Origin of the sequence: Caballeronia insecticola, assembly GCF_000402035.1 — a bacterium.
Classification (GTDB): domain Bacteria; phylum Pseudomonadota; class Gammaproteobacteria; order Burkholderiales; family Burkholderiaceae; genus Caballeronia; species Caballeronia insecticola.
Map to the genome: position 1 here is coordinate 1,401,304 of NC_021294.1, position 26,051 is coordinate 1,427,354.

Here is a 26,051-nt window from a genome sequence, read left to right on the forward strand (position 1 = left end):
CCGGGTGCCCGATCCGGCCGCCCTACGGGGCGTGCCGGATTGCGCGCGCTTTTTGCCCTTGCTAGCGTGGACGATTCGTGATCGTTGCAATATCGACGCACCCGTCGATCGAACCGATGCCCGCTCCTCAAGACTTCCATTTCCTGCTGCTGCCCGAGTTTTCGTCGATCGGATTCATGTCCGCGATCGAGCCTTTGCGCGTCGCCAACCGCTTTGCGGGCGAGTTGTATCGCTGGCATATCGTGTCCGCCGATGGCGGGCCGGTAGCCGCGAGCAACGGCATCTCGCTTAACGCGGAATGCGCATTCGACGAAGTCGCCGATGCGCGCACCGTGTTCGTCGTATCGGGCTTCGAGCCGCTTTCGAGCTACACGCGCGCGATCGGCGACTGGCTCCGGCGCCTCGACCGCGCGGGCGCCACGCTCGGCGGCATCGACACCGGCAGCTTCATCCTCGCGGAGAGCGGACTGCTCGCGGGCAAGCGCGCGACCTTGCACTGGGAAGCGGCGGCGGCGTTCGCGGAGCAATATCCGGACATCGAGACGAGTCAGGAACTCTTCGAGATCGACACGCGCCGCATCACGTGCGCGGGCGGCACGGCATCCATCGACATGATGCTCGACCTGATCGCGCGCGAGCACGGCGCGAGCCTCGCCGCGCAAGTCTCCGAGCAGTTCGTGCTGGGACGTATCCGGCAACGTTCGGATCATCAGCGTTTGCAGATCGCGGCGCGTTACGGCATCCATAACCGCAAGTTGATTCAGGTGATCGGCGTGATGGAGCAGAACATGGAGGAGCCGCTCTCGCCCGATGCGCTCGCCGAATCGATCGGCGTAACGCGGCGTCAGCTCGAACGGCTGTTCTGCTCGGCGATGAAAGACACGCCCACGCATTTCTATCTCGGTCTGCGGCTCACGCGTGCGCGCGAGCTGCTTCAGCAGACCGATATGTCGATACTCGCCGTATGCGTCGCGTGCGGCTTCGAATCGCCGTCGCATTTTTCGCGGACGTATCGCGCGCGTTTCGGCACGAGCCCGCGACAGGATCGCAGTGCACGGCGCGGCGTGGTTCCTGTGCGGCTTGTGGCGGCTTAGAAGGAATGCCGCATACCAATACGCACGTCGGCCTGCGTATTCGACGACGACGGCGTAAAGCTATAGCCGATCACCGCATCGATCGGGCCGGAAGCGCGCAGATAGTCGCCGGAGATATAAACATCCGTGCGCTTCGAGAGCAGATAGTGCAGCCCGAGCGAGCCCTGATTCCAGTGATTGCCTTCGAAACGCGTGTGCTGATAGCCGCCGTAGAGCATCACGTCGGGCCTGAACGTGTATGACGCGCCGGCTTCGTAGACCTTCATGTAGGACGTCACGCCGAGCCCTTTGATGGCGGTCCATGTGAAGTTGCCCGACAACATCACGTCGCCGATGGTCCACGCGCCGCCGACCGCGAGCGCGCCTTGCTTATCGACCGGAAACGCGTTCGCGCTGTAGAGATCGGTGACGGCGCCCGTTGCAGGATCGACGGTTACGGTCGGCTGGCCGAGGAAGCTGCGCGCGCCGATCATCGCATACGGATCGAACGCATAGATGCCGTTCGGATTGTTGAGCTGCGTATAGGCGACGCCCAAATTGAAGGTGTTTGCGGCGTAATGGCCGCCCACGCTCCACGCGCTGTTGCGATGAAAATTGCCCGCGACATTGCCGAACGAATACATGCCGCCGAACGTAAAGCCGCCGAAGTTATTGGAGAGAAACTTGATCGAGTTCGGCAGGCGGTCGCCGTTCATGCGGTCGAAGTCGCCCTGATGGATCGCATAGCCGCTCGCCCACGCCGAGATGTTGTAGAGGTAGACGAACTCTTCGGTCATGTCGAGCTGATTGCCGAGCGAGAGCGTGCCCCACTGATTCTTCAAACCGACATACGCCTGCCGCCCGAACTCCGAGCCGCCGAACGCGTATTGACCGTTGCCGAGGTGAAAGCCCGACTCCAGCACGAAGACCGCCTGCAAGCCGCCGCCGAGATCCTCGACGCCGCGAAAGCCAATGCGGTTGCCGTAAGAGATGCCATCGTCGAACTTGACGACGTGCGAGCCGCCCGTGTTGCTCACCCAGGTGATGCCCGCATCGAGAATGCCGTAGAGCGTCACGCTGCTTTGAGCATGCGCTTGCGTGGACGCGAGGGCTGCGCCCGCAGCGACCGCAATGCCTGCGATTGTGTTTGCGCGTGCCCGGGCCGCGCTCGCGGCAAGTGCTTTTCTCATGTGCTGGTCCTTTGCTCGTCTTGATGTGTCTGTCATTGGAATAAGCGATGCCCTGCCTCGCACGCATCGCGTGAAAGCATGTCGCATGACTTGCCGGGAACTGCGGAAGACTGCCGCCGACTGCGCTCGACCTGCTGCGCGGCGCATCGAAACGTCGCGCCGATGACGTAAAAATAAGGCCCCATATATGTCGCGGCTCGACTGAGTGCGACGAAAATCTGTCCAGTTGCGACCCATCCCGCCGGGGCGCGGGATGGGCGCATTCGATTCGCTACTTCGTGCCCAGCGCGGTTTGTACGGCTTCGAGTCCGTTGCCGCCGCTTGCCGTGGTCACGCCATCGAGCCACGACTTCAGCAACTCGGGATGATGCTTCAGCGCATCCGTTGCGGCGGCATCGACATTGGTCTTCTTTTCCAGCACGTCGGTGATCACGCCGTTCTCCAGATCGACGTTGAACGTCATCTGCCTGAAGAGCCGCGCGACGTTGGGACACTGCTGCTCGTAGCCGCTGCGCGAGACCGTATTGACCGTCGCGCCGCCGTAGTTCGGACCGAAGTACTTGTCGCCGCCGTCGAGATAAGCAAGCTTGAACTTCGTGTTCATCAAATGCGGCTCCCACGCGAGAAACACAATCCACTTCTTCTCGCGCACCGCGCGCTCCACTTGCGTGAGCATCGCCGTTTCGCTCGATTCGACCAGCTTCCAGTTGCCGAGACCGAAGGCTTTGTCATCGACCATATGCTTGATGTTCTGGTTCGCCGGCGCGCCGGGCTCGATGCCGTAGATGCGGCTGTCGAACTTGTCGGCGTTCTTCGCCAGGTCCGCGAACGAATGCACGCCTGCCGCGGCCACGTAATCCGGCACGGCGAGCGTGAACTTCGCGTTGGAGAGATTCGGGCGCACCACGTCGATGGATTTGTCATCGAAGAAGGGCTTCACGAGCGGCGCCTGCGCGGGCATCCAGTTGCCGAGGAACACGTCGATCTGCCCTTTCTTCATGCCCTGATACGTGATCGGCACGGACAGGTTCGCAACGTTCTGCCTGTAGCCGAGCGCCTTGAGCACGACGCCGCTCATCGCATTGGTGGCGTCGATGTCGGTCCAGCCGGGACCGGCCATGCGCACTTGCGTGCACGACTGCGGCTCGGCGGCGAATGCGTGAGACGCCGCGCAGATCAGCGCGGTCGTGAAAAGCGCACGGATAAAGCCCTTTTTCATGGTGCTTTCCTGTCGATGTGGGGAGTGGGTGTGATCGGATCGTCAGTGCTCGACGGCCGGGAAGCGTGCCATCGCTTCGAGATCGTCCAGATCGATGTGATTGCGCATGTAACGCTGGCTCGCATCGACATGCGGCTGCCAGTCCCACGACTGGATCGTGCCGCGCGTGGTCGCCGCAAAGTGAAAATGACGGCGGCGCTGGCTCTTCAGCACGTCCTGATGCAGCGCATCGAGATTCCAGCGCCGCGCGATCTCGTCACGAAACTCGGCCACTTGCGCGGCGTAACGTGCGTCACGCGCGAGGTTCTCGCGCTCGAACGGATCGGCCTTCACATCGTAGAGCTGATCGGGATCGACGCTCGCATGGATGAACTTGAAGCGCCCGCGCCGGATCATCACGACCGGCGCGATCGCGCCTTCCGCGAGATATTCGCCGATGGCTTCGTCGTGGCCGCCGGTCTCGCGCAAATGCGGCACGAGGCTTTGACCGTCGATGCTGTCGGGCCATGATGACATCGCTTCGCCGCGCGCGAGTTCGACGAGCGTCGGCAGCACATCGAGATGCGACACCGAATCTTCCACGCGATGCGCGCGGAACTGCTTCGGCGCATGCACGATCAACGGCACGCGGCAGCCGCCTTCGAAGAAGGTCATCTTGTACCAAAGGCCGCGCTCGCCGAGCATCTCGCCATGATCCGACGTGACGACGACAATCGTGTCGTCCGCGAGGCCTGCCTGTTCGAGCGCTTCGAGAATCGATGCGAACTGATCATCGACATAGGACACCGCGCCGTAGTACGCGCGCCGCGCGTGCCGAACCTGCTGCTCGGTCGGCGGCGTGCGGTCCGCTTCGTAGACATGACGCAGGCGCTTCGAATGGGGATCGCATGCGTCGAGCGAGTCACGATACGAAGGCATGTCGATTTCGTCGTCGCGATACAGGTCCCAGTACTTGCGCGGGATCGCGTAAGGATCATGCGGATGCGTAAGCGATGCGACCATCATGAACGGCCGCGCATCCTTGCCTGCGTTGCGCTGGCGCGCGATATCGAAGAGCTTCTGACGCGTGGTGAACGTTACTTCGTCGTCGAAGTCGAGTTGATTGGTGCGCACGCATGGGCCTGCGTCGATCACGGAACTCATGTTGTGATACCACGAGGGGCGCGCGTCGAAGTTCTGCCAGTCGGGCGTCCAGCCGAAATCGGCGGGATAGATGTCGGTGGTGAGACGTTCCTCGAAACCGTGCAACTGATCCGCGCCGCAGAAATGCATCTTGCCGGAGAGAATCGTGCGATAGCCTTCCGCACGCAGATAATGCGCGAACGTCAGCGTCTCCGACGGAAACTCGGCCGCATTGTCATACGCGCCGATCTGCGACGGCAGCTTGCCCGCGAGAAGCGAGAAGCGCGACGGCGCGCACAAAGGGCTCGCGCAATACGCGGAGTCGAACACGACGCCTTCGCGCGCGAGCGCATCGATGCGCGGCGTCTTCGTCACGCGGTTGCCGTAGGCGGACAGTGCGAAGGGCGTGAGTTGATCGGCCATCAACACCAGGATATTTTGTTTCGTCTCAAGCATGAATGCGTGCCTCGAATAGAATCCGTAACAGTCGGCTCGTTCCATGGACGAGCGTCCAGCCTCACTATTGCCGTTCAATTCGCGGCTGTGAAGACAGCAATTCGTTATGCGTTCATAAGGGGGCGTTATGCCGCGGCCGGATCGTCTGCCGCCCATGCAGGCGTTATTGATGTTCGAATCCGCCGCGCGCCTGGCAAGTTTCACGGCCGCGGCGCGTGAGCTTGGCTCGACGCAGCCTGCCGTGAGCCAGCGCGTCGTGCAGCTCGAAGAAGCGCTGGGCGCGGCGCTGTTCGAGCGCGGGCATCGCGGCGTCACGCTCACGGAAGACGGCGTGCGTCTGTTCGAAGCCGTGCGGCAAGGACTCGACGTCATTCGCAGCGCCACAGCCGATATCCGTGCCCGCCGCGCGCAACGCACGCTCACGCTGTCGACGGATTTCGGCTTCGCCACGTTCTGGCTGATGCCGCGTCTGCCGCAGTTCAAGGCGCTGATGCCCGATGTCGACGTGAAGATCATCACATCGCAGAGCATGCCGAGCGCATCGGGCGATCATGCGGATGTCGTGATCGTGTTCGGCGACACGCAGGCCGACTGGGGCACGCGCAGCGCCGTGAAGCTGTTCGCCGAATGCGTGGTGCCGGTGTGCAGCCCCGCGCTGATCGCGGGCGAGACGACGCCGCGCAATGCCGCCGATCTGCTCGCGCTGCCGCTGCTGCATCTGGAACCGACCTTTCCGGAACGCTGGCTTTCGTGGAACGCATGGTTCGAAGCACACGGGCTCGCCGCACCGCCGACGCACGGCGGCTTCACCTTCAACAGCTATGCGCTCGTCACGCATGCGGCGGTGATGGGCCAGGGCGTTGCGCTCGGCTGGGCGCCGCTCATCGACGAACTGATCGTAACGGGTCAGCTTGTCGCGCTGTGCGATGCGCCGCTTGTCACCGAGCGCGGTTATGTGCTCGTCACGCCGCGCGAGCCGTCGTCCGCGGTGCGCGCCTTCAGCGAATGGCTGCTCGACGAATGCGAAGTGGTCCGCTGACGCTTTCGTACTAGCTGCGCGGCGGTTCGCTTCTATCCGCGCGCTGCCTGCGTTTGCTCTACTAGCGTGTACGTTCGCCGCATGTCGCGGCGCTGCGATCATTCGAATGTGGAGCACGCATGGCAGCCGATTCCCGCTTTGATCAACTGGTGCTTACCGTTTCGTGCCCGAGCGCGGCGGGACAGGTGGCCGCCATCGTCGGCTTTCTTGAGCGGCATCACGGTTATATCGACGAATTCACTGTCTTCGACGACGACCTGAGCGAACGCTTCTTCGTGCGCTGCGTGTTCCATGCCGCGCGGGCAAATGAAACGCTCGATCTGCCGATGCTCAAGCGCGAGTTCGAACCGATTGCCGAGCGCTTTTCGATGACGTGGGCCATGCACGACCTCGCCGTCAAACCGAAGGTGCTCATCATGGTGTCGAAGCTGGAGCACTGTTTGGCGGATTTGCTGTTCCGCTGGCGCATGGGCGAATTGCAGATGGATATCGTCGGGATAGGGTCGAATCATGCCGACCTTGCACCGCTTGCCGAGCAACATGGGCTGCGGTTTCATCATCTGCCTGTCACGGCCGATACGAAGCCGCAGCAGGAAGCGCGCTTACTCGATTTATTCGAATCGTCCGGTGCGGAATTGATGGTGCTCGCGCGCTACATGCAGATTCTTTCGGGCGCGACGAGCCGAAAGCTCGCGGGCCGGGCGATCAATATTCATCATTCGTTTCTGCCGGGCTTCAAGGGCGCGAAGCCCTATCATCAGGCGCATACGCGCGGCGTCAAACTTATCGGCGCGACGGCGCACTTCGTAACAGACGATCTCGATGAAGGCCCGATCATCGAACAGGAAGTCGAGCGGGTCGATCACGCCTATAGTCCGGAACGCCTGCTCGCGACGGGCCGCGATGTGGAGTGCATCACGCTGGCGCGCGCCGTGAAGGCGTTCATCGAACGGCGGGTGTTCATCAACGGGGAGAGGACGGTGGTACTCAGATGACGCACTCGCCCTCTCTATCCCTTATTTAGCGGGGGCCGCGTCGAACGAGGCCGCGCGCGCCGCTTCGCCCGGCTGGGTGAACACGCGGTCGCGTAGCTGCTGGATGCTCTGCTCGCGTGCCTGAGGCGACTGCGCGCTCGCGTCGATCTGAGCGCGCTGGGCAGCGTACGCGTCGTACTTTGCCTGCCACGCCAGGTCGTCGCGCCGGTTCTGCGCGACGCGATCCGCTGCATCGGCGCCAATTGTCTGCACCAGCGAATCGCGGAGTTGATCCGGCGAACCGTTCGCGGCTTGCGCACTCGCGACCTGGTCGATGAGCGCCTGATCGTGCTTCGCCGCCGCACGCAACTCGCGCTCATCGGCAGGCAAAGCCTCATCCAGTGCATCCAGTTCCGCGGCCTTCTGTTGCGCGCTCAACGACGGATTCTGCATCAGCGCGATACGCGCCGCATCGTTTCGCTGCACCGCGAGTTCGCGGCCGAAGAACGCGTCTGCCCAATCGCCCATCTCGCGCGTCGCAAGCGATTCGCGTTGCGTGAGCGCGTTCAGCACTTGAGCGACATCGATTTTTTGCGATGTACCGTCCGCCTTGGCGTCCGACGGAGCACCGCCCTGTTGCAAATCGCCGATGCCCTTCAGATACCGTTTATACCGATGCCACACGTCGAGCGCCTCGCTTTGCGCGGGCGTAGCGTCGAGTTGTGCGGCAATCTCGCGCTCGACCAATGCGTCGAGTTCCTCGGGCTTCAGATCGCTTTGCGCGTTGAGGCAGTAGTCGAAGAACTCCCGAACGGCACGAACTTTCATCAGACGACCGTGCTCATCGAGCGGCAGCCGCGGCGCGCTCGAACCTGCGAGTGACCTCGGCAGCCCGTTCTTCGCCGCCGTCAGGTCACGGCCGTCGTCTTCCATCGACGAACTCGACGCACCCGGAGCTTGTGCATTCGTCATCGTTCCGGGCGTGTTCGCCGAGGTGTGGACGGAGCGCCAGTACCACACGCCCGCCACTACCGCGCTCACCACGGCGACGCCGAGACACGTACGCTGAAACCGCGTCGCCATGATTTAAACGCCCGCCGTCTTCAGACGGTTCGCATGCGCGCGAATGACCGAGACCGGATCTTCGGCGAAGAAACCGCGAATGCCCAACAACTGGTTGATTTCGTCGATGTGGTTCCACTTGTAGCTCGTGCTCAGCACCTGGCCATACAACGAACTGCAGATCGACACGAGGCCATCGTTCGGTCCCGCATTGTGATTGAGCATGTCCGTACCGGTCAGCAAGAACACGGGGGTCGTGAAGTCGAGCAGATTGGCCAGATCGAGCACCGGGAACGTGCTGGTGTCTTGTGCGACCGTCAAGCCGCCCACCTTGCCGATAGGCTGAATCGCCGATCCCGTCCACGAGTAATACAGTTGACGAGCGCCGCCGACCGTTGCACTCGCCGCACCCGTCTTGCACGAACCCGGCGCGCCCAGCGCCGCGCTCGGGAAGCGCGTGTTGAAGCCTGCAGTACTGGACGTGGTGAGCGTCTGCAGCGCGAGGTTACTGTCGACGTTGGTGCTATGACTGCTGTTGGCGACGATACCGAACAGGTTCATGACCGTAGTGATGACCGGCTTGAGGATGCCCGTGGGATCGCCATTCATCACGCCGACGAGAGAATCCGCGAATTCGGAGCCGCGATGCGGCGTGCCGATCGTCGTCACCGATGCAACGAGGTCGGGCGCAACCGCCGCGACATACCGGCTCGTCAGACCGCCTTGACTGTGGCCCACGAGATTGACCTTGGTCGCGCCCGTCACGGCGAGCACGCGCTTCACCTGAGCCAGCAGTTGTTCACCGCGACCGTTGGGGCCATCGTCGCTCTGAAAGCCGGACAAGTTGGCGACGTAGACCTGCGCCCCGTGCGACTGCAGATCGGACTGGATGCCGTACCAGTAGTCCATGATGCCGAAGAACTTGTCGGTGCCCATCAGGCCGTGAACCAGAACGATGGGATATTTCGTGGCGCCGTAGGTGTCCGCCGCGAGTGCCGGGCGCATGACGCCAATCGAGCAAAGGGTCATGACGACGAGTGCCGCGCTGCGAACCACGCGTGAGCGCAGATGGTTCATGAATCTGATGATGTGCGCCTTGTACATATCTTGCGATTCTCCTTCTTCTGTAAGGTACTTTTTCAAGGAGACGGATATTCCGCGATATGTCTCAGCCGCTCAAGTCGGATAACTCTGAAATGCCGATTGCGCATCAAATTATGGCCAAGCGCCAAAAAAAAACGCGAAGCGCAGGCTTCGCGGTGTGCATCGTTCAGATACTTTCGGCTTATTTCATCCAATGCTGCATACGGTCCATTGCCATGTTGTGTGACGACGGGCCCGAAAATCACGGACACCTGAACTCGCCGTCCACGCAAACAAAAAAAGCGCCGCAGGTATCCCTACGACGCTTCAGCGTTGCCCAACGCCCAAAAACCTATTTAGTCCACGAATCCACGCGATCGCCATGGGCGCTGATCCACGCATCCGCGGCGGCTTGCGGCTTTTCGCCATTCTGCGTCGCGAGCATCACGCTATCGATCTCACCCGGTTTCCACTGGAACTTCTTGAGAAACGCCACCACCGGCGGAGCCTTCTTCTCCAGTTCGGGATTCACCACGTTATCCACGTGCTCGGACTCGCCGAACACCTTCTTCGGATCTTCGAGGAACTTGAGCTTGTACTTCGCGAACATCCAGTGCGGCTTCCAGCCCGTCACGATGATCGGCTTCTTCGCCGCTTCCGAACGCGCCAGTTCCGCCGTCATCGCCGAACCCGAACTCGGCATGAGCTTGTAGTCGAGGTTGTAGGCCTTGATGGCTTCGCTCGTCTTCTGCATCACGCCCGCGCCTGCATCGATGCCGACGATGCGCGAATCGAACTCCGCCTTCTTCGCTTCGAGATCCGACAAGCTGTTGACGTCCACGTTATCCGGCACGATCAGGCCGATCTTCGCGTCCTGAAAGTTCGGCCCCAGATTCACGACCTTTGCCTTGAAGTTGTTCCAGTACGCGCCATGCGTGACCGGCAGCCACGCGGACAATGTCGCGTCCAGATCGCCGCGCGCGACGCCCTGCCACATCACGCCCGCAGCAACCGGCACGAGTTGCACCGGATAGCCCAGCTTCTTCTCGATGATGCGCGCGGCCACATTCGACGTCGCGACGCTATCGTCCCAGCCTTCCACGTAACCGATTTTGATGGTCGGTTTGTCTGCGGCGTTTGCCCCCAGGCTCGCGGCCAACGCGGCGGACATCGCCCCAAGAACGAGCGCTCTTCTCATCGGTTTCATTTGGTTTCCCCTTAGCGGCCCCACGCCGTGTAGCGAACAGAATCACCAGCCAGAATTGGCCTGTAACGCACTTTTCCGACACTCAGTTGTCAAGAAACGACGCAGCCCGATCAGGGTCGCCCGAGGCCTTCACTTCACTTGTCGACGACGAGATCGCTCAACGGCTTGCTGCAACACAACAGCACCATGCCCTGATCGATCTCGCGCTGACGAATGCCACCCGCGTGCTTCATGCTCACTTCGCCGGACACGAGCTTGACCTTGCATGTTCCGCACATGCCTTGCGTGCAAGACGACGGCAAGCGCACGCCCGCTTTCTTCGCGGCATCGAGCACATGTTCGCCGCTGCCGCATTCGATATCGCGCCGGCTCTTCGCGAAGTTCACCTTGAACTTCGCCTCGACCGGTGCAGGCTCGATCGATTCCACCGGAGCGGGTTCGAAGCCCGTCGCCTGTTCGCGCGCTTCCACGAAATCCGTGTGTGTCGCGAGCGCGTCGGCGACATGGGCTGTCGTCAGTTCCGCCGCGACTTCCTCGATCACGCCGAACGAGAAGCTTTCCTCGTGATAATGCTTGCGATCGAAGCCACCTTCGTCGAGCAGATCGCGCACCGCTTTCATATACGGCGCCGGGCCGCACGTAAATATCTCGCGCTCCAGAAAATCCGGCGCGATCAGCTTGAGCAGCGGCAGGCTCAGGAAGCCCGTCACGCCCGGCCAGTTGGTGCGCGTGCCCACACGTTCGCACACGAACGCGGTGCGGAAATTAGCTTGATTCGATGCGATCAGATCGAGTTCGCGCGCAAAGATGATGTCGTCCGGCGTGCGCGCGCTGTGCACGAACACGATATCCGCATCTTCACTAAGCTCGTGATGCGCGCGGCTCATCGACATCAGCGGCGTCACGCCCGAGCCCGCCGACAGGAACAGGAACTTGCGCGCCGGATGACGTGCGCAAGTGAATTCGCCCGACGGCCCGAGCACACGCACGTTCGATCCGGCGACCACGTTGTCGTGCAGCCAGTTCGACACCTTCCCGCCCGGCACACGCTTCACGGTGATAGAGATCGTATGCGGCCGCGTGGGCGAGGACGAAATGGTGTAGCAACGGTTGATCTGCTCACCGTCGATCTCGAGTTCGAGCGTGATGAACTGCCCCGGCTCGAACACGAACGTGCGTTCGCCCGGCGCCTTGAAGAAAAAACTTTTGACGTCGTGCGTTTCCTGCCGGACGTGACAACACACGAGCGTCTCGTCGGTGTCGCAGTCCCAGCGCCCGGGCAGCGTCGCCCAGAACTGCGGCCGGGTGACACGGCTTTCGGTCGGCTCGAAGGTGGCCTGATCGCGCATCATGTTCTGCTCCTGCTTACCGCTTTAGCGCATGAAGGAAACGACTTTCTCGCCGTGCGACGCATCGACGCCATGCTCCGGCGTGTTCGCGTAATCGGCAAGGCGGCCTATGTACCACTCGCAGAACTTCTCGACGAGCCCTTCCGTGAACGGCGAATACGGACCCGGCTCATACGCATTGCTCGTGACGCCCAGTTGCGAATACTCGACGAGCGTGCGGTCCTGGTCGTTCGTCGCGCGCCATACGGCGGTGAGATTATCGACGTCGTAATCGATGCCTTCGCGCGCATCCTTGTGCACCAGCCACTTCGTGCGCACGAGCGTTTCGCCCGCCGAAAGCGGAATCACCGAGAACGTCACGATGTGATCGCTCATGAAGTGATGCCACGAGTTCGGCTGCGTCCAGAACGATAATCCGCCCAGGTCCGCGCGCTCGAAACCGCCGAGCAGTTTCTTCGATGCGACCTTCGCATCGAGCGTCTGCGATTCGCCGTCGCGGTCGAGCGGCAGACGCTGCGTACGAAAGCCCGTCACGAGATCGGCGAGACGCTCGATTTCCGCGGACGGCAGGCTCATCGCTTCCCATTGCTTCGAGCGCTCCTCGACGGTGCGCTCGAACGCGGCCATGCCTTCTTCGTTCGCGGGCGAACGCTGATAGCCGAAGCCGTATTCATAGAGCGAAATGGTCAGCTCAGGATGGTTCGCGACGCAGTGATAGCACTCGCGATTGTTCTCCATCGTGAGCTTCCAGTTGCCCTTCTCGACGATATCGATGCTCGCCGCGATCTTCGTATCCTTCAGGCCGTGCGGCAGCAGATACGGCTCCATGGCCGCGCGCATCACGGCGAAATCGGCGGGCGGCTCGTCGGCGAGACAGACGAAGATCAGGCCCGCGAGATTCTGCACATGCACTTTCTTCAGGCTGTGCTTGCAGCGGTCGAACTGGTCGCCCATGTGTTCGGCGAACATCAGGTCGCCGTTGAGGTTGTACGTCCAGCTGTGATACGGGCACACGATATTGCCGAGCGATCCCTTCTCCTGATTGCACAGGCGCGCGCCGCGATGCCGGCACACGTTGTAGAAGGCGCGGATTTCCATGTCGTCGTCGCGAACGATCAGGATCGAATCGTTGCCGATTTCGACCGTCGTGTAATCGCCCGGCTCGGGAATATCCGGTTCGATGGCGACCTGAATCCAGGTCTTGCGGAAGATCGCATCGAGGTCGAGCGCGTGGATGTCCTCGCTCGTGTAGAACGGCGCCTCGAGCGTATGGCCCTTTTTGCGGCGTTCGATCATTGCGCGAACGTCTGCCGAAACTTTCATCGTGTGCTCCGTTATGCGTCACGTCTGGTGCCCCGCCAAACACCTTTGAACGCGGGCTGCTGCTTTTGTATGGGGGTCCGGACTCGCGCCGGAAATCAGTAATCGACGAGTTGATGCTCGCGCAAATACGCGAGGATCACTTGTGCTTTTTCGACGGAACTCCCTTCAATTACGACGCTGCCGCCGCGGCTTTCTGTCGTCGTCGCGCCGAGCATGCGCGCGTGGCCCGAGCGCTTCTCGGGCGCGGCGAGCTTTTTCGGTTTCGCGCTTACCGGTCCGAGCGTCCACGCGGCGCATTCCTTGTCGGCGGGCGCGTTCGCCGCGACCGGTGCGACGTGGCCCTCACGCATGCGCGCATAGGCATAGCGCGGCGCGGCATTGGCGAGCGGATGCACGGCGACGAGCGCGGGCAGCGGCGCGCGCACGCGGCGGCGCAAGCCTTTCGGCATGAACTGGCGCACTTCCACGCCTTCCTTCGTCACGCCGACATCGACGGCCGCGCCGACCAGCGGCAGGTTCAGCGCATCCGCGAGCTTGTAAGGCAGCGTGCCGCTGTCGAAGGCGCCTTCCGCGCGCGTGCCGGTCAGCACGAGGTCGTAGCCCGCGAGCCGGGACGCCAGCGCAGCGCAGGCATCGCCCGGCGTGTTGAGCACTTCCACTTTCGGCGCGCCGAGCGCGAGATATTCTCCGAGCGCAGGATTGGCCGGATCGCCCGCGTGCAGCACGTCGAGCTGCGCGCCCTGCGCCTTTGCAATGTCGATGGCGATCGTCAGCGCGGCGGCATCGTTGCGGCTATAGCGCGCGGTGCCGCTCACCGGATGACGCCCGGTGGACACGAGAACGGCGATTTTCATGCGGCCACTCCTTCGGCGACGGGCGCGCTCGTGACAATCGATGCGCCATTGGCACGCGACGCACGCGCGGCAGCGGCGGCATCGGTCAATGCCTTGATGGTTTCCTGCGTATCCGCGACGATCGTGAGATTCGCGCGCTTGGCGATCGGCGCGCTCGCGTCGAGATTGACGGCAATCACATGACGGCAATCTTTGATGCCCTGCAAATGCTGCACGGCGCCGGAAATGCCGAACGCGATATACACGCTCGCCTCGACAGTCTTTCCCGTCGCGCCGATTTGTTTGTCGCGCGTGAACTTGCCATCGTCAACGGCGACACGGCTTGCGCCAATCGCCGCGCCCAGCGTACCCGCGAGCGCCTCGAACGCGGCGATGTCCGACACGCCATTGCCCGCCGACACGATGAAGTCCGCTTCCTCCAGCGCGACCTGCGCCGCGTCCATCTCTTCGATACCGAGATCGACGTATGCGCTCACCTTCGCCGCGGGCACGATGCCCTCCGCGCTCAGCGCCTCGCCCGCGCCGACGAACGGCAGCTTCGCATCGACGGCGTTCGCGGCGAGCAGCACCACATCCGGCAACGCGCGCGATGCGAACGCGCGGCCCGCATGCGCATACGACGCGACATGCGCGCGATCCAGCTCGACGACTTGCGTAGCCAGCGACGCATCGGCGCGCGCGGCGTAGCGGCGGCCGAGATCGCCGTCGCCGGTTGCGTTGTCCGGCATGAAGATATGCGCCGGCGTAAAGGCCGACACGCACGCGGTCAGTGCGCGCACTTCTTCATCGGGCGCGTAGTTGCGCCGGTCGAACGCGGGCAATTCGATGAAACGGTCCGCGCCCAACGCGGCCGCATCGTCCTTGAACTCGCCGAATGCAATCAGCACGACTTCGGTGGCGTCGTCGGCGAGCAAGGCGGCGGCGGCCAGCGCCTGACGCGCGTGGTCGTCGAGCGCGCCGCGATCCGTGTGCGCCGCGACGAGCAGCGCGCGCGTCGCGGGTTTCGTCGTGCGGCGCGGCTTCGTCGTCTGCTTGTGGCCGCCGTGCGCAAAGTCCAGCACCATGCCATTGCCGACTTCGCCGAGCGTGATGCGCCTGAGCCCGTCCGCCGTGACGATAAACGGACGGCGCGGATCGATACGTTTGATGTTGTCGTTCATGGCATCACTCCAGCGCGGCGGCGACGAGTTCCGCCACGTCGAGCACTTCGGGACGAGGGCCGACCACGCCTTCGAGCATCGCGGTGCATTGCGGACAACCGACCGCGACCACTTCCGCGCCGATCGACTTCGCATCGGCGATACGGATATCGGGAATGCGTTGCTTGCCGGGGATATCGGTCAGCGGCGCGCCGCCGCCACCGCCGCAGCAGCGCGCACGCATGCCATGACGTTCCATCTCGACGACCTTGATGCCGATGGTCTTCAAGAGCTTGCGCGGCGCTTCGGTCTCGCCGTTGTAGCGGCCGAGATAGCAGGGATCGTGATACGTGATCTTCTTGTCCGCGAGCACGGCGGCGGCCTTCGGCGCGAGCTTGCCGTTCTCGACGAGTTCGGCCATGAACGCGGTGTGATGCTGCACTTCGTAATAGCCGCCGAGCGCGCGATATTCGTTGCGCAGGCTGTGCAGCACGTGCGGGTCCGTCGTGACGATGCGGCGGAACTGATACTGCGAGAGCGTCGCCATGAGCTTCGTCGCGCATTGCTGGAACGTGGCTTCATCGCCCAGGCGCCGGGCCGTGTCGCCGGTATCGGTCTCCACGCCGCCGAGCACCGCGTAATCGACGCCTGCCTTGTTCAGCACCTTCGCGAACGCGCGCAGCGTGCGTTGATAGCGCATGTCGAACGCGCCCTCGCCCGCAATCAGCAAAACGTCGACGGGACGGCCCGGCTGCGCAACCTGCACCTGCAGATCGACCGACCAGTCGTAACGCGCGCCGATGTCATAACCATTCTGGCTGCCCGTCTCGCGCAGATTCGCGAGCGTGATCGGCCCCTTGCCCGGCACGTCGCCATCGACGAGCGTTTGATTGCGGCGCATGTCGACGATCGCATCGACGTGCTCGATCAGCATCGGGCACTCCTGCACGCAGGCGCGGCAGGTGGTGCAGGACCAGATCGTATCCGCTTCGATCATCTGCGAAATAAGCGGTTTGGCCGGACCGCCCGAATGTTTGCCAACCGGAATGCCGGGCGTCGGGCTGCCCGCGTATTGCGCATCGGAGCCGCCCACCATGCCGACGACGAGATCCTGAATCAGCTTCTTCGGATTGAGCGGCTGACCGGAAGCGAACGCGGGACACGCGGCTTCGCACTTGCCGCATTGCACGCAGGCATCGAAGCTCAACAACTGATTCCAGCGAAACTCGATGGGCTTGCCGACGCCGTATTCCTTCGCATCGAGCACGGGCTTCTTGAGCGCCGTGGGCGGCACCACATCGTGCTCGTGCTGGCGCGTCGCGTGAAAGCGCTCCTGACGCGGATGAAACGCGAGATGCAGGAGACCCGCCATCGCGTGCTTCATCGGACCGCCTTGCGCGGCGCCGAAGGTCATCGTGTAAGCGCCCGCCGCAATCAGCAACGCGACGATGATCGCGAGCGCGCCCGACATCCACGATGCAGGCAGCAGCATGAACAGCGCAAGGCCGAGCGCGAACGAACCGAGCAAGAGCGGCAGACTGTCCCACGGTCCGCGCGACAGACGCGCGGGCACGTCCTTCGCGCGCCGGCGTCTCCACACGAACACCGCGCCCACCAGCATGATGATCGCCGCGATGAAGATCAGCCGGTCGAGCCACGGCGAGTAGATCGCGAGACCGTAGTTGAGGAAGACGAGCGCCATCGCGAGAATGGCGCCGCCCGCGGTCGCGACGTGCGTCTTCGCGATATACGGATCGCGCGCGACGACATGATGCAGGTCCACGAAATAGCGCTTCGGGATGGTGAGCAGATTCGCCCATCCGTATGCGCCCGTTGCCGTCGCGCGGCCTTCGCGCCAGTAGGCCGCACGCTTCGCCAAGGCAAACGCGAGGCCCGCCATCGAGAGCCACAACAACGCGGTGATGACAAACACGGGGTTCATCGTCGAATGCCCTCGTCAGAAGTCTTTGCAGAGCCGCAGCGAATCGTAGATTGCGCTGTGGATGTTGTGCATCGAGATGCAGTCGCCGACGCGGAACAGCAGGAAGCGTCCATTGCCAAGCTCTTCGCTCAACGAGGGCTGCGGTTGCGATGCGAACAACGTGTGCACGTCGATTTGCCCGCGATTGAGCGATTCGGGCTTGAGCTTCCAGTAGAGCGCGTCGTTCGGCGTAATGCCGTTCTCGATCACGACCTGATCGACCGCGCGTTCTTCCTGCTCCTCCGTGTACTCGTTGCGGATCACGGCGATCTTCTTGCCGTCTTCCTCGTACACCTTGTCGAGCCAGTAGTTCGGCGTGTGGATCACGCCCTGCGCATAAAGCCGGCGATAGAAGATCGGGAACGTGGTGCCGCCGGTGTCGTCGGCGACCTTCACGTCAGGCGTGACGATCTCGACGTTATTGCCCTTCGATGCGATGAAGTCCGCGACCCCCGCGCCCGCATGCGTGGAGACGCCGTCATACACGAGCACGTTCTTGCCCGGCTCGACCTTGCCCGAGAGGATGTCCCACGAACTCACCGCGAGTCCCTGCGCGACGCCCCATCCGGGCACCTGATCCGTGAACGACGAACCGCCCGTTGCGAGCACGACGATGTCCGGCTTCTCCGCCATGATCATCTTGTCGTCGGCGGCGACACCGAGACGGCGATCGACGCCGAGACGCTTCGTCTCCATGTCGAACCAGCGCACGATGCCGGCCATCTGCTCGCGCTGCGGCGCTTTCGCGGCGAGCATGATCTGGCCGCCCACATAGTCGTTCCTTTCGAACAGCACGACGTCATGGCCACGCGAACGCGCGACGCGCGCCGCTTCGAGACCGGCAGGCCCCGCACCGACCACCACGACCTTGCGCTTCGGCCCACGCGTCTTCTCGATGACGTGCGGCATGGTCGTTTCACGCGAGGTTGCCGCGTTCTGCACGCACAGCACATCGAGCCCGTTGTACTGACGGTCGATGCAGTAGTTCGCGCCGACGCATTGCTTGATTTCGTCTTCGCGGCCATCGCGAATCTTGATGACCATATGCGGATCGGCGATCTGCGCGCGCGTCATGCCGACGAGATCGACCATGCCGTTGGCGAGCAGCCGTTCCGCCTGGCCCGCATCGCGAATGCTTTGCGCATGCATGACCGGCAGCTTCACGACCGACTTGATGCCCGCCGCAAGATGCACGAACGGCTCGGGCGGCAGCGCCATCGGCGGCATGCAGTTGGCGAGCGTGTTGTGCGTGTCCGCGCCCGAGCCGATCACACCCAGATAATCGATCAAACCCGATTCCGACATCGCCTGCGCGATCTCCTTCAGGTTCTCGTGCGAGAGGCCGTCTTCATGGAACTCGTCGCCGCACATGCGCAGGCCGACGCAGAAGTCCGCGCCCACCGCTTCACGCACGGCGTTCAGCACTTCCGTACCGAAGCGCAGACGGTTCTCGAGCGAGCCGCCCCATTCGTCCGTGCGGAAATTCGTGCGCGGGCTCCAGAACTGATCGATCAGATGCTGATGCGCGGCCGAGATTTCGATGCCGTCCATGCCCGCATCCTTCACGCGCTTCGCGGCGGCGGCGAAGTCCTGAATGATGCGTTTGATCTCTTCCACTTCGATGATCTTCGCGTTGCCGCGATGCACCGGCTCACGCACGCCCGAGGGCGACATCAGATGCGGCCAGTGCTCGCCGTGCCACGCGGAACGGCGGCCCATGTGCGTCGCCTGAATCATGATGAACGCGCCATGACGATGCATGGCTTCGGCGAGACGCGAAAGCGGATCGATGACCTTGTCGGTCGCGAGATTCACCGACTTCCACCAGCCTTGCGGACTGTCGATCGAAACGGGACTCGAACCGCCGCACACGGCGAGGCCGACGCCGCCCTTCGCCTTTTCCTCGTAATAACGGATATAGCGGTCGCCGGGCAGGCCGCCCGGTTCGGCATAGACCTCCGCGTGCGCGGTGCTGACGATGCGATTGCGCAGCGTCAGCTTGTTCAGCTGAAGAGGCTTGAAAAGGTTCGGGTAACGCATTGCGATCGACCTCGGAATGAATTTGCTTCAGTGCGTGGCGCTTACAGCGGCGACACTTCGAACACGCAGTGATCGTGTCCTTCGGCCGCGCATTGCGTCTCGATCGACTTCGAGCGCGGGCCCTTCTTCGCGCTGTCGGGCGCGGTGTCGTTGACCCAGTCCATTGCGCCCGCGAACCAGCCCGCGAACATGTAGCAGAGCTTGCCCTGCTTGCCCGGCTGCTGAAGCACGAACGACGAATGACGAAGATGAATGCGCGCATGCGACGTCGAAGGATCGGCTTCGACGATGTCGAACAAACCCCAGCCGCGTTGCGACAGACGTTTCAGGTAATGCTCGAACACGGCCATGCCGCTGATGCCGTGCTTCTCGGCTTCCTTGTCGCACCAGTGATACGCGGACTTGTAGCCGGCCTTGTAGAGAATCTCGGCATACGTGTCGCGGCCGAGCGCTTCCTCGACGGCAACGTGATTGTTCGTGAAGAAGTGGCGCGGCACGTAGAGCATCGGCAGCGCGTCGGTGGTCCAGACGCCGGTTTGCGGATCGACGTCGATAGGCAGTTGCGGTTGCATCGCGGGGTTCCTTGTTTTTGTCGTGGGTCTCAGACGTTCCAGACTTCGCCGAAGAAGCGCATCCAGTTTTCGCCCATCACCTTCTTGATGCGCGACTCGCTCCAGCCCGCCTTTTCCATCGCGGCCGTGAGGTTCGGGAACTCGCCGATGGTGCGAATGCCTTCCGGATTCACGACCTTGCCGAAGTTCGTCAGACGGCGATAGCGGCCCTTGTCGTGCGTGATCCAGTCGAAGAATTCGGTGCTGTAGCCTTGCGTGAAGTCCGTGCCGATACCGACCTTGTCTTCGCCGATCACGTTGATGACGTAATCGATCGCTTCGAGATAATCGTCGACGGTGGCGTCCGGGCCTTTCTTCAGGAACGGCGAGAACATCGTCACGCCGACGAAACCGTTGGCATCGGCGATCTCTCTCAGTTGGTCGTCCGTCTTGTTGCGCGGATGATCCTTGAGGCCCGACGGGCAGCAGTGCGAATACGTGACGGGCTTCTTCGAGCAGGCGATCGCATCGGAAGAAGTCTTCGCGCCGACGTGCGACAGATCCACCATGATGCCGACGCGATTCATCTCCTGAATCACTTCGCGGCCATAGCCGGAAAGACCGCCATCGGCTTCATAACAACCCGTGCCAACAAGGTTCTGCGTGTTGTAGCAAAGCTGCACCACGTTCACGCCGAGTTCCTTGAACACTTCGATATAGCCTAAGTTGTCCTCGAACGCATACGAGTTCTGAAAGCCGAAGATGATGCCGGTCTTGTTCTCCTTCTTCGCGCGCAGGATGTCGTCGGTCGTGCGCACGAGCGTGAGAATTTCGCTGTATTCGCGGATCTGCTGCTTCATTTCCGCGATGTTGTCGATGGTCTTCTGAAAGTCTTCCCAGACCGAGACGGTGCAGTTCACGGCGGTGACGCCGCCACGGCGCATGTCCTCGAACACGGAGCGCTCGAACTTCGAAATGTTCAGGCCGTCGATGATGATGCTGTTGTCGTGCAGGGTGCTCATCGTGGTGTGCTCCGTGTGCTCAATAGATGGGGAAGCGCTCGCACAGCGCGAAGATTTCGCGGCGCACGCGTTGTTCGGTTTGCGGATCGCCCGCCGGATGTTCACGCAGGGAATCGAAGACTTCGAGAATCAGGCGGCCCACGTCGCGGAACTCGTTCACGCCGAAGCCGCGCGTCGTGCCTGCGGGCGTGCCCAGACGAATGCCCGAAGTCACGGTCGGCTTTTCGGTGTCGAACGGAATGCCGTTCTTGTTGCACGTGATGCCCGCGCGCTCCAGCGCCTGCTCCACCTGATTGCCCTTGAGGCCCTTCGGACGCAGATCGACGAGCAGCAGATGATTGTCGGTGCCGCCCGTGACCAGATCGACGCCACCCGCCTTCAGCACTTCGCCCAGCGCCTTCGCATTGGCGAGCACGTTGTCGATATAAGTCTTGAAATCCGGCTGCAGCGCCTCGCCGAACGCGACGGCCTTGCCCGCGATCACATGCATCAGCGGGCCGCCTTGCAGGCCGGGAAACACGGCGGAGTTGATCTTCTTGGCGATGTCTTCGTCATTGGTGAGCACGAAGCCGCCGCGCGGGCCGCGCAGCGTCTTGTGCGTCGTGGACGTGACGACATGCGCATGCTCCACCGGATTCTGATGACGCCCCGCCGCGATGATGCCCGCGATATGCGCCATGTCGACCATCAGCTTCGCGCCGGCGTTGTCGGCGATCTTGCGCAGACGCGCGAAGTCGAGCTCACGCGGATACGCCGAGAAGCCCGCGATGAGCAGCGTCGGCTTGTGCTGCTGCGCCAGTTCCTCGATCTGCTCGTAGTCGATCAGCATGGTGTCGCGATTCACGCCGTACTGCACGGCGTTGAACCACTTGCCCGAGAGCGCGGGCTTCGCGCCGTGCGTCAGATGACCGCCCGCGTCCAGCGACATGCCGAGCACCGTGTCGCCCGGCTTGGCCAGCGCGAGCATCACCGCGCCGTTGGCCTGCGCGCCGGAGTGCGGCTGCACGTTGGCGAACTTCGCGTTGAACAGTTGCTTGATGCGGTCGATGGCGAGCTGCTCGATCTCGTCGGCGAATTCGCAGCCGCCGTAATAGCGCTTGCCCGGATAACCTTCCGCGTACTTGTTCGTGAGCACCGAGCCTTGCGCTTCGAGCACCGCGCGCGAGACGATGTTTTCCGACGCGATCAGTTCGATCTGCGATTGCTGTCGCTCCAGCTCTTTCAGGATCGCGCCGCGCACGGAGGCGTCGCGGGCCGCGAGCGGCTGTTCGAAGAAGGGATTCGTATTCGACATGGAAGGGTCCGTGGGTCAGAAGTAACGGTCGTAACGTTCGTAGCGTTCGTTTTGAAGCGGGCCTGGCGGAGATTCCAGCCGTTCGCCTATGCCGCTCGTCGTTGCGTCTATTCTTGACTTTCGTCCCGCCGGTCAATTTATGAATTTAGACGTGTTCTTTACCTTTTCCGACATGCGCGTCTGTTTTCGACAAGTGGCGAATTCGGATTCGGTGTAGCTCATTTTTTAGGAGCGTTTGCTGCACTGCGCCGGAACGATCGTGCGCTGATCCGGTGCGTGCCTTGTCGCGTCTGGCCCCTCGCCAGTGCAAGGCTGCAGCGAAGCAGTCGCCGCGCGCTCGATGCTCAGGGTTTAGCCTTATGGCATGGTAGTTGCACTCGCAACCAAAATTGCGGAGGTAGTAAAGCGCCGCGAATGACGGCGCCAATCAAACAGATTCGAAGGAATCAGTTCTCACATGTCCCCCGATCGCACGGCGTCGCTGTCGCACTTCGCGTTCATGCCGCTTCCCAACTTCACGATGATCGCCTTCACCAACGCGATCGAAGTCCTGCGCATGGCGAACTATCTGACGGGGCAGCCGCTGTATCGATGGTCGATCGTCAGTCCCGAGGGCGGACCTGTCACGGCGAGCAACGGGCTTTCAGTCGATACGGGTCCGGTGGACTGCGTCGGTCAGCCGGATATCGTGTTCGTCGTCGGCGGCATCGACGTGCAGCGTGCCACCACGCCCGAGCATCTCGCCGCGTTGCGCCGCTTCGCGCGGCTCGGCAGCGTGCTGGGATCGCTTTGCACCGGCACCTATGCGCTGGCCCGCGCCGGGCTGCTTGCCGGTTATGCGTGCGCGATTCACTGGGAGAACATGTCGGCGCTGAAGGAAGAGTTCCCCGACACGCGCTTTCTCAAAGAGCTGTTCGTGATCGACCGCGACCGCGTGACCTGCACGGGCGGCGTCGCGCCGCTCGACATGATGCTCAACCTGATCGCCGCGCGCGTCGGCACGCCGCGGGTCACGCAGATTGCGGAGCAGTTCATCGTCGAACATGTGCGCGATACGAGCGCGCAGCAACGCATGCCGCTGGTGGCGCGGCTCGGGTCGGCCAACAAGTCGCTCTTCGAAGTCATCTCGCTGATGGAGAACAACATCGAAGAGCCTTTGTCGCGCGAAGAACTGGCGCGGCTTGCGGGCATGTCGCAACGGCAGTTGCAGCGCCTGTTCCGCGAGCATCTCGGCATGACGCCGACGCATTACTATCTGACGCTGCGCTTGCGCCGCGCGCGCGAGTTGTTGCTGCAGACCGATATGTCGATCATGCACATCACGATGGCATGCGGCTTTCAGTCGGCGTGTCACTTCTCCAAGAGTTATCGCGATGCGTTCGGCACCGCGCCCACGCGCGAGCGGCGCAAGCAGGTTCCGCCGTTGTCTTCCGTGCCTGCGCTGGTGGCCTGACGTTTAAATCGCGAGGTGAAGCCGCGTTTCGCAGACTTCGCATCCACCGACTCTTTCCGTCCGAAACACGCCGTCGAGCGCGAAGCCGAGCGCCTTGTAAAAGCGCAGGCCCTGCACGTTCTCCTCCAGCGCCCAGAGCGTCACTTCCCGATAACCTTCGCTCGCTGCGGCGTTGATCGCTTCGTCGATCAGCATTCGGCCCACGCCCCTGCGCCATTGCGACGGATCGATATAGATCACTTCGATCTCGGCGTCGGCCTGGCCTTTGTCGTTGTCGCGTGAAGCGCCCCACGCGATGAAACCCTGGATGACGTCGTTGCGTTGCGCGAGCATCACGCGCGGCATGCCACGCGCAATCAGCTCGGCCCACAGTGCGCGTCGTTTTGGAATGGAAAGCGAATCGAGATAGGCGGCCGGGAAGATCGACCGATAGGCGGCTTGCCACGCCCGAACGTGGATGCGCGCGATTCCCGCGGCATCGTCGGGGCGTGCCAGGCGGACGGTCAGCGCGTTGCGGAGATAATCGGCGGTCATACATCGAGTATGCCGCCGATTTGCGCTTTTTGTTGTGGCTCAGGCCGCCTTCAGCAAACCATGCGGATCGATGACGAATTTGCGCGGCGCGCCGCCATCGAACTTGCGATAGCCGTCCGGCGCTTCATCGAGCGAAACGACCGAGACGTTCACGATATCCGCGATCGGGAGGCGGTCCCACAGAATCGCCTGCATCAGATTGCGGTTGTACTTCATGACGGGCGTCTGGCCGGTATGAAACGAATGCGACTTCGCCCAGCCGAGGCCGAAACGGATGCTCAAGCTGCCCTTGCGCGCGGCGGCATCGGCGGCGCCGGGGTCGTCGGTCACGTACAAACCCGGAATGCCGATCGCGCCGGCCGCCTTCGTGATCTCCATCAGCGAATTGAGCACGGTCGCGGGCGCTTCGTGGCCGCTGTCGGTGCCGTGGCCATGCGCTTCGAAGCCCACGCAATCGACCGCGCAATCCACTTCCGGCTTGCCCAGAATCTGCTCGATCTGTTCGCCGAGCGTCGCGTCTTTCGAGAGGTTGATCGTCTCGAAGCCCATCTTGCGCGCGTGCGCGAGACGCTCCTCGTTCATGTCGCCGACGATCGTGCACGCCGCGCCCAGCAAGCGCGCCGATGCCGCCGCCGCCATGCCGACCGGTCCCGCGCCCGCGATATACACCGTCGAGCCCGGCCCGACGCCCGCCATCACCGCGCCGTGATAACCGGTCGGGAGAATGTCGGAGAGACAGGTGAGATCGCGAATCTTCGACATGGCCTGCGCCTTGTCGGGAAACTTCAGCAGATTGAAGTCGGCATACGGCACCATCACGTATTCCGCCTGTCCGCCGATCCAGCCGCCCATGTCGACATAGCCGTAAGCGCCGCCCGCGCGCGACGGATTCACGTTCAGGCACACGCCCGTATGCTGCGCCTTGCAGGTCGGACAGCGGCCGCACGCAACGTTGAACGGCACCGACACGAGATCGCCAATGGAGAGCGTCTCCACGTCGCGGCCCACTTCGATCACTTCGCCCGTAATCTCGTGACCGAGCACGAGACCGACTTCGGCGGTCGTGCGGCCGCGCACCATGTGCTGGTCCGAGCCGCAGATATTGGTCGTGACCACTCTCAGAATGACGCCGTGACCGATGTCGCGGCCGCGTGGATCGACCATCTTCGGATAGTCGATGGATTGCACTTCGACCTTGCCCTGCCCCAGATAAACGACGCCGCGATTGCTGCTCATTTGATCGTCTCCTTGTTTCGTGGACGGCACGCGCGATGAAGCAGGCTCGTGGTTCATCGCACCCGTGCAACGAGGGTATCGCTGACGGCATGCGGCGACTGTCACTCAATGCGACGCGCGTTTGACTCAAACCGACATCGCGCGACGCCGGGCTTTCGACCGGCTTTTTATTGATTGACCGTTCAAAATAAAAAAACTACCATCGGCGCAATTCGAACCTTGCAATATCTGCGACTACCGTCATGCCCAAACTCGGAATGCGCGAAATCCGTCGCGCGCAACTCATCGATGCCACGCTGCACACCATCGACCAGTCGGGACTCGCGGGCGCGACGCTCGCCTCCGTGGCGCAGCGCGCGAGTATTTCGACGGGCATCGTCAGCCATTACTTCGGCGACAAGGACGGCCTGCTCGAAGCCACCATGCGGCATGTGCTGCGCTCGCTCTGGCAAGGCACGTCGCGCCGCCGCAAAGCCGCGAAGGCGGACCCGCGCGCGAAGCTGCGTGCTGTTGTAGCCGCGAATTTCGATGTCGAGCAAGTGAACGGACCGGTCATGAAAACGTGGCTCGCGTTCTGGTCGGAGAGCATGCACAAGCCCGAACTGCGGCGTCTGCAACGCGTCAACACACGGCGTCTGCATTCCAACCTGTGCGCCGATTTCTCCAGAGCATTGACGAAGCCGGCCGCACGCCGCGCCGCCAGCGGTCTCGCCGCGCTGATCGACGGCCTGTGGCTGCGCGGCGCGCTCGCGGGCGAACCGTTCGACACGAAGGCCGCGCTGCGTCTCGCCTACGACTACATCGACCTCGTGCTCGACGCGCGCGGCTGATCTCATCACATTCAAAGGAG

At 62.7% G+C, this 26,051-nt stretch carries 22 protein-coding genes; 5 read left to right on the forward strand and 17 right to left on the reverse strand.

Features of this window, described 5'->3' with window-relative positions; all coding sequences use genetic code 11:
• Positions 1 to 116 precede the first annotated feature (116 nt).
• Positions 117 to 1,094 (forward strand): GlxA family transcriptional regulator, encoded by a 978-nt coding sequence (locus tag BRPE64_RS20460; protein ID WP_044042611.1) that lies wholly within the window; start codon positions 117 to 119, stop codon positions 1,092 to 1,094.
• Here the strand turns inward: BRPE64_RS20460 and BRPE64_RS20465 are convergent.
• The 3 genes from BRPE64_RS20465 to betC form a co-directional block, all read right to left on the reverse strand.
• On the reverse strand, positions 1,091 to 2,263 hold the full coding sequence (locus tag BRPE64_RS20465) for a porin (RefSeq protein WP_016355450.1): 1,173 nt from the start codon (positions 2,261 to 2,263) through the stop codon (positions 1,091 to 1,093). The two genes, BRPE64_RS20460 and BRPE64_RS20465, sit on opposite strands and share 4 nt — an antisense overlap.
• Positions 2,264 to 2,534: 271 nt before the next feature.
• Complete coding sequence (locus BRPE64_RS20470; protein WP_016355452.1) at positions 2,535 to 3,482, reverse strand: choline ABC transporter substrate-binding protein; 948 nt, start codon at positions 3,480 to 3,482, stop codon at positions 2,535 to 2,537.
• Between the two features lie 42 nt (positions 3,483 to 3,524).
• Positions 3,525 to 5,060 carry a choline-sulfatase gene (gene betC / locus BRPE64_RS20475; RefSeq protein ID WP_044042612.1) on the reverse strand — a complete coding sequence of 512 codons (1,536 nt, stop codon included), beginning with the start codon at positions 5,058 to 5,060 and terminating at the stop codon, positions 3,525 to 3,527.
• A 127-nt stretch (positions 5,061 to 5,187) separates the two neighbouring features.
• Between betC and BRPE64_RS20480 the strand changes: the two genes are divergently transcribed.
• On the forward strand, positions 5,188 to 6,099 hold the full coding sequence (locus tag BRPE64_RS20480) for a choline sulfate utilization transcriptional regulator (RefSeq protein ID WP_016355454.1): 912 nt from the start codon (positions 5,188 to 5,190) through the stop codon (positions 6,097 to 6,099).
• A gap of 119 nt (positions 6,100 to 6,218) precedes the next feature.
• Positions 6,219 to 7,094, forward strand: coding sequence for a formyltetrahydrofolate deformylase (purU, locus tag BRPE64_RS20485; RefSeq protein ID WP_016355455.1), 876 nt, complete (start codon positions 6,219 to 6,221; stop codon positions 7,092 to 7,094).
• Positions 7,095 to 7,115: 21 nt separating this feature from the next.
• On the opposite strand, the gene BRPE64_RS20490 is transcribed toward purU, so the two are convergent.
• The 12 genes from BRPE64_RS20490 to BRPE64_RS20545 all read right to left on the reverse strand — a co-directional run bounded on the left by BRPE64_RS20490 (position 7,116) and on the right by BRPE64_RS20545 (position 21,978).
• Entirely contained in the window at positions 7,116 to 8,156 is a 1,041-nt protein-coding gene (locus BRPE64_RS20490) for a lipase secretion chaperone (RefSeq protein WP_016355456.1), read from the reverse strand.
• Between the two features lie 3 nt (positions 8,157 to 8,159).
• Positions 8,160 to 9,239 (reverse strand): esterase/lipase family protein, encoded by a 1,080-nt coding sequence (locus BRPE64_RS20495; protein ID WP_016355457.1) that lies wholly within the window; start codon positions 9,237 to 9,239, stop codon positions 8,160 to 8,162.
• Positions 9,240 to 9,570: 331 nt separating this feature from the next.
• Positions 9,571 to 10,425: a glycine betaine ABC transporter substrate-binding protein gene (locus tag BRPE64_RS20500; protein WP_044042613.1), complete on the reverse strand. Its 855-nt coding sequence runs from the start codon at positions 10,423 to 10,425 to the stop codon at positions 9,571 to 9,573.
• A gap of 134 nt (positions 10,426 to 10,559) precedes the next feature.
• Positions 10,560 to 11,777, reverse strand: a complete 1,218-nt coding sequence (locus BRPE64_RS20505; protein WP_016355459.1) for a hybrid-cluster NAD(P)-dependent oxidoreductase — start codon at positions 11,775 to 11,777, stop codon at positions 10,560 to 10,562.
• Positions 11,778 to 11,798: 21 nt separating this feature from the next.
• On the reverse strand, positions 11,799 to 13,097 hold the full coding sequence (locus BRPE64_RS20510; protein ID WP_016355460.1) for an aromatic ring-hydroxylating oxygenase subunit alpha: 1,299 nt from the start codon (positions 13,095 to 13,097) through the stop codon (positions 11,799 to 11,801).
• A gap of 95 nt (positions 13,098 to 13,192) precedes the next feature.
• Positions 13,193 to 13,951, reverse strand: a complete 759-nt coding sequence (locus BRPE64_RS20515; protein WP_016355461.1) for an electron transfer flavoprotein beta-subunit — start codon at positions 13,949 to 13,951, stop codon at positions 13,193 to 13,195.
• The gene (locus BRPE64_RS20520; protein ID WP_016355462.1) at positions 13,948 to 15,111 is read right to left on the reverse strand and encodes an electron transfer flavoprotein subunit alpha/FixB family protein; all 1,164 of its coding nucleotides are present in this window, start codon (positions 15,109 to 15,111) and stop codon (positions 13,948 to 13,950) included. The genes BRPE64_RS20515 and BRPE64_RS20520 overlap by 4 nt, the downstream gene beginning before the upstream one ends.
• Before the next feature lie 4 nt (positions 15,112 to 15,115).
• Positions 15,116 to 17,032, reverse strand: coding sequence for a (Fe-S)-binding protein (locus BRPE64_RS20525; RefSeq protein ID WP_016355463.1), 1,917 nt, complete (start codon positions 17,030 to 17,032; stop codon positions 15,116 to 15,118).
• A gap of 15 nt (positions 17,033 to 17,047) precedes the next feature.
• Positions 17,048 to 19,111: an NADH:flavin oxidoreductase gene (locus BRPE64_RS20530; RefSeq protein ID WP_016355464.1), complete on the reverse strand. Its 2,064-nt coding sequence runs from the start codon at positions 19,109 to 19,111 to the stop codon at positions 17,048 to 17,050.
• Positions 19,112 to 19,152: 41 nt separating this feature from the next.
• Positions 19,153 to 19,683 carry a DUF5943 domain-containing protein gene (locus BRPE64_RS20535; RefSeq protein ID WP_016355465.1) on the reverse strand — a complete coding sequence of 177 codons (531 nt, stop codon included), beginning with the start codon at positions 19,681 to 19,683 and terminating at the stop codon, positions 19,153 to 19,155.
• Positions 19,684 to 19,712: 29 nt separating this feature from the next.
• Positions 19,713 to 20,684: a dipeptidase gene (locus BRPE64_RS20540; RefSeq protein WP_016355466.1), complete on the reverse strand. Its 972-nt coding sequence runs from the start codon at positions 20,682 to 20,684 to the stop codon at positions 19,713 to 19,715.
• Positions 20,685 to 20,703: 19 nt separating this feature from the next.
• Complete coding sequence (locus tag BRPE64_RS20545) at positions 20,704 to 21,978, reverse strand: serine hydroxymethyltransferase (protein WP_016355467.1); 1,275 nt, start codon at positions 21,976 to 21,978, stop codon at positions 20,704 to 20,706.
• Between the two features lie 457 nt (positions 21,979 to 22,435).
• Here BRPE64_RS20545 and BRPE64_RS20550 point away from each other — a divergent pair, with 457 nt between their 5' ends.
• Positions 22,436 to 23,431 carry a GlxA family transcriptional regulator gene (locus BRPE64_RS20550; RefSeq protein ID WP_016355469.1) on the forward strand — a complete coding sequence of 332 codons (996 nt, stop codon included), beginning with the start codon at positions 22,436 to 22,438 and terminating at the stop codon, positions 23,429 to 23,431.
• A 3-nt stretch (positions 23,432 to 23,434) separates the two neighbouring features.
• Here the strand turns inward: BRPE64_RS20550 and BRPE64_RS20555 are convergent, their stop codons facing one another.
• Both BRPE64_RS20555 and fdhA read right to left on the reverse strand, forming a co-directional pair.
• A complete protein-coding gene (locus BRPE64_RS20555) occupies positions 23,435 to 23,965 on the reverse strand; it encodes a GNAT family N-acetyltransferase (protein ID WP_016355470.1) in 531 nt (176 codons plus the stop codon).
• A gap of 39 nt (positions 23,966 to 24,004) precedes the next feature.
• On the reverse strand, positions 24,005 to 25,201 hold the full coding sequence (fdhA, locus tag BRPE64_RS20560; RefSeq protein ID WP_044042614.1) for a formaldehyde dehydrogenase, glutathione-independent: 1,197 nt from the start codon (positions 25,199 to 25,201) through the stop codon (positions 24,005 to 24,007).
• A gap of 242 nt (positions 25,202 to 25,443) precedes the next feature.
• On the opposite strand from fdhA, the gene betI reads away from it, so the two are divergent.
• Positions 25,444 to 26,031: a transcriptional regulator BetI gene (betI, locus tag BRPE64_RS20565; RefSeq protein ID WP_044042615.1), complete on the forward strand. Its 588-nt coding sequence runs from the start codon at positions 25,444 to 25,446 to the stop codon at positions 26,029 to 26,031.
• The last annotated feature ends 20 nt before the right edge of the window (positions 26,032 to 26,051 follow it).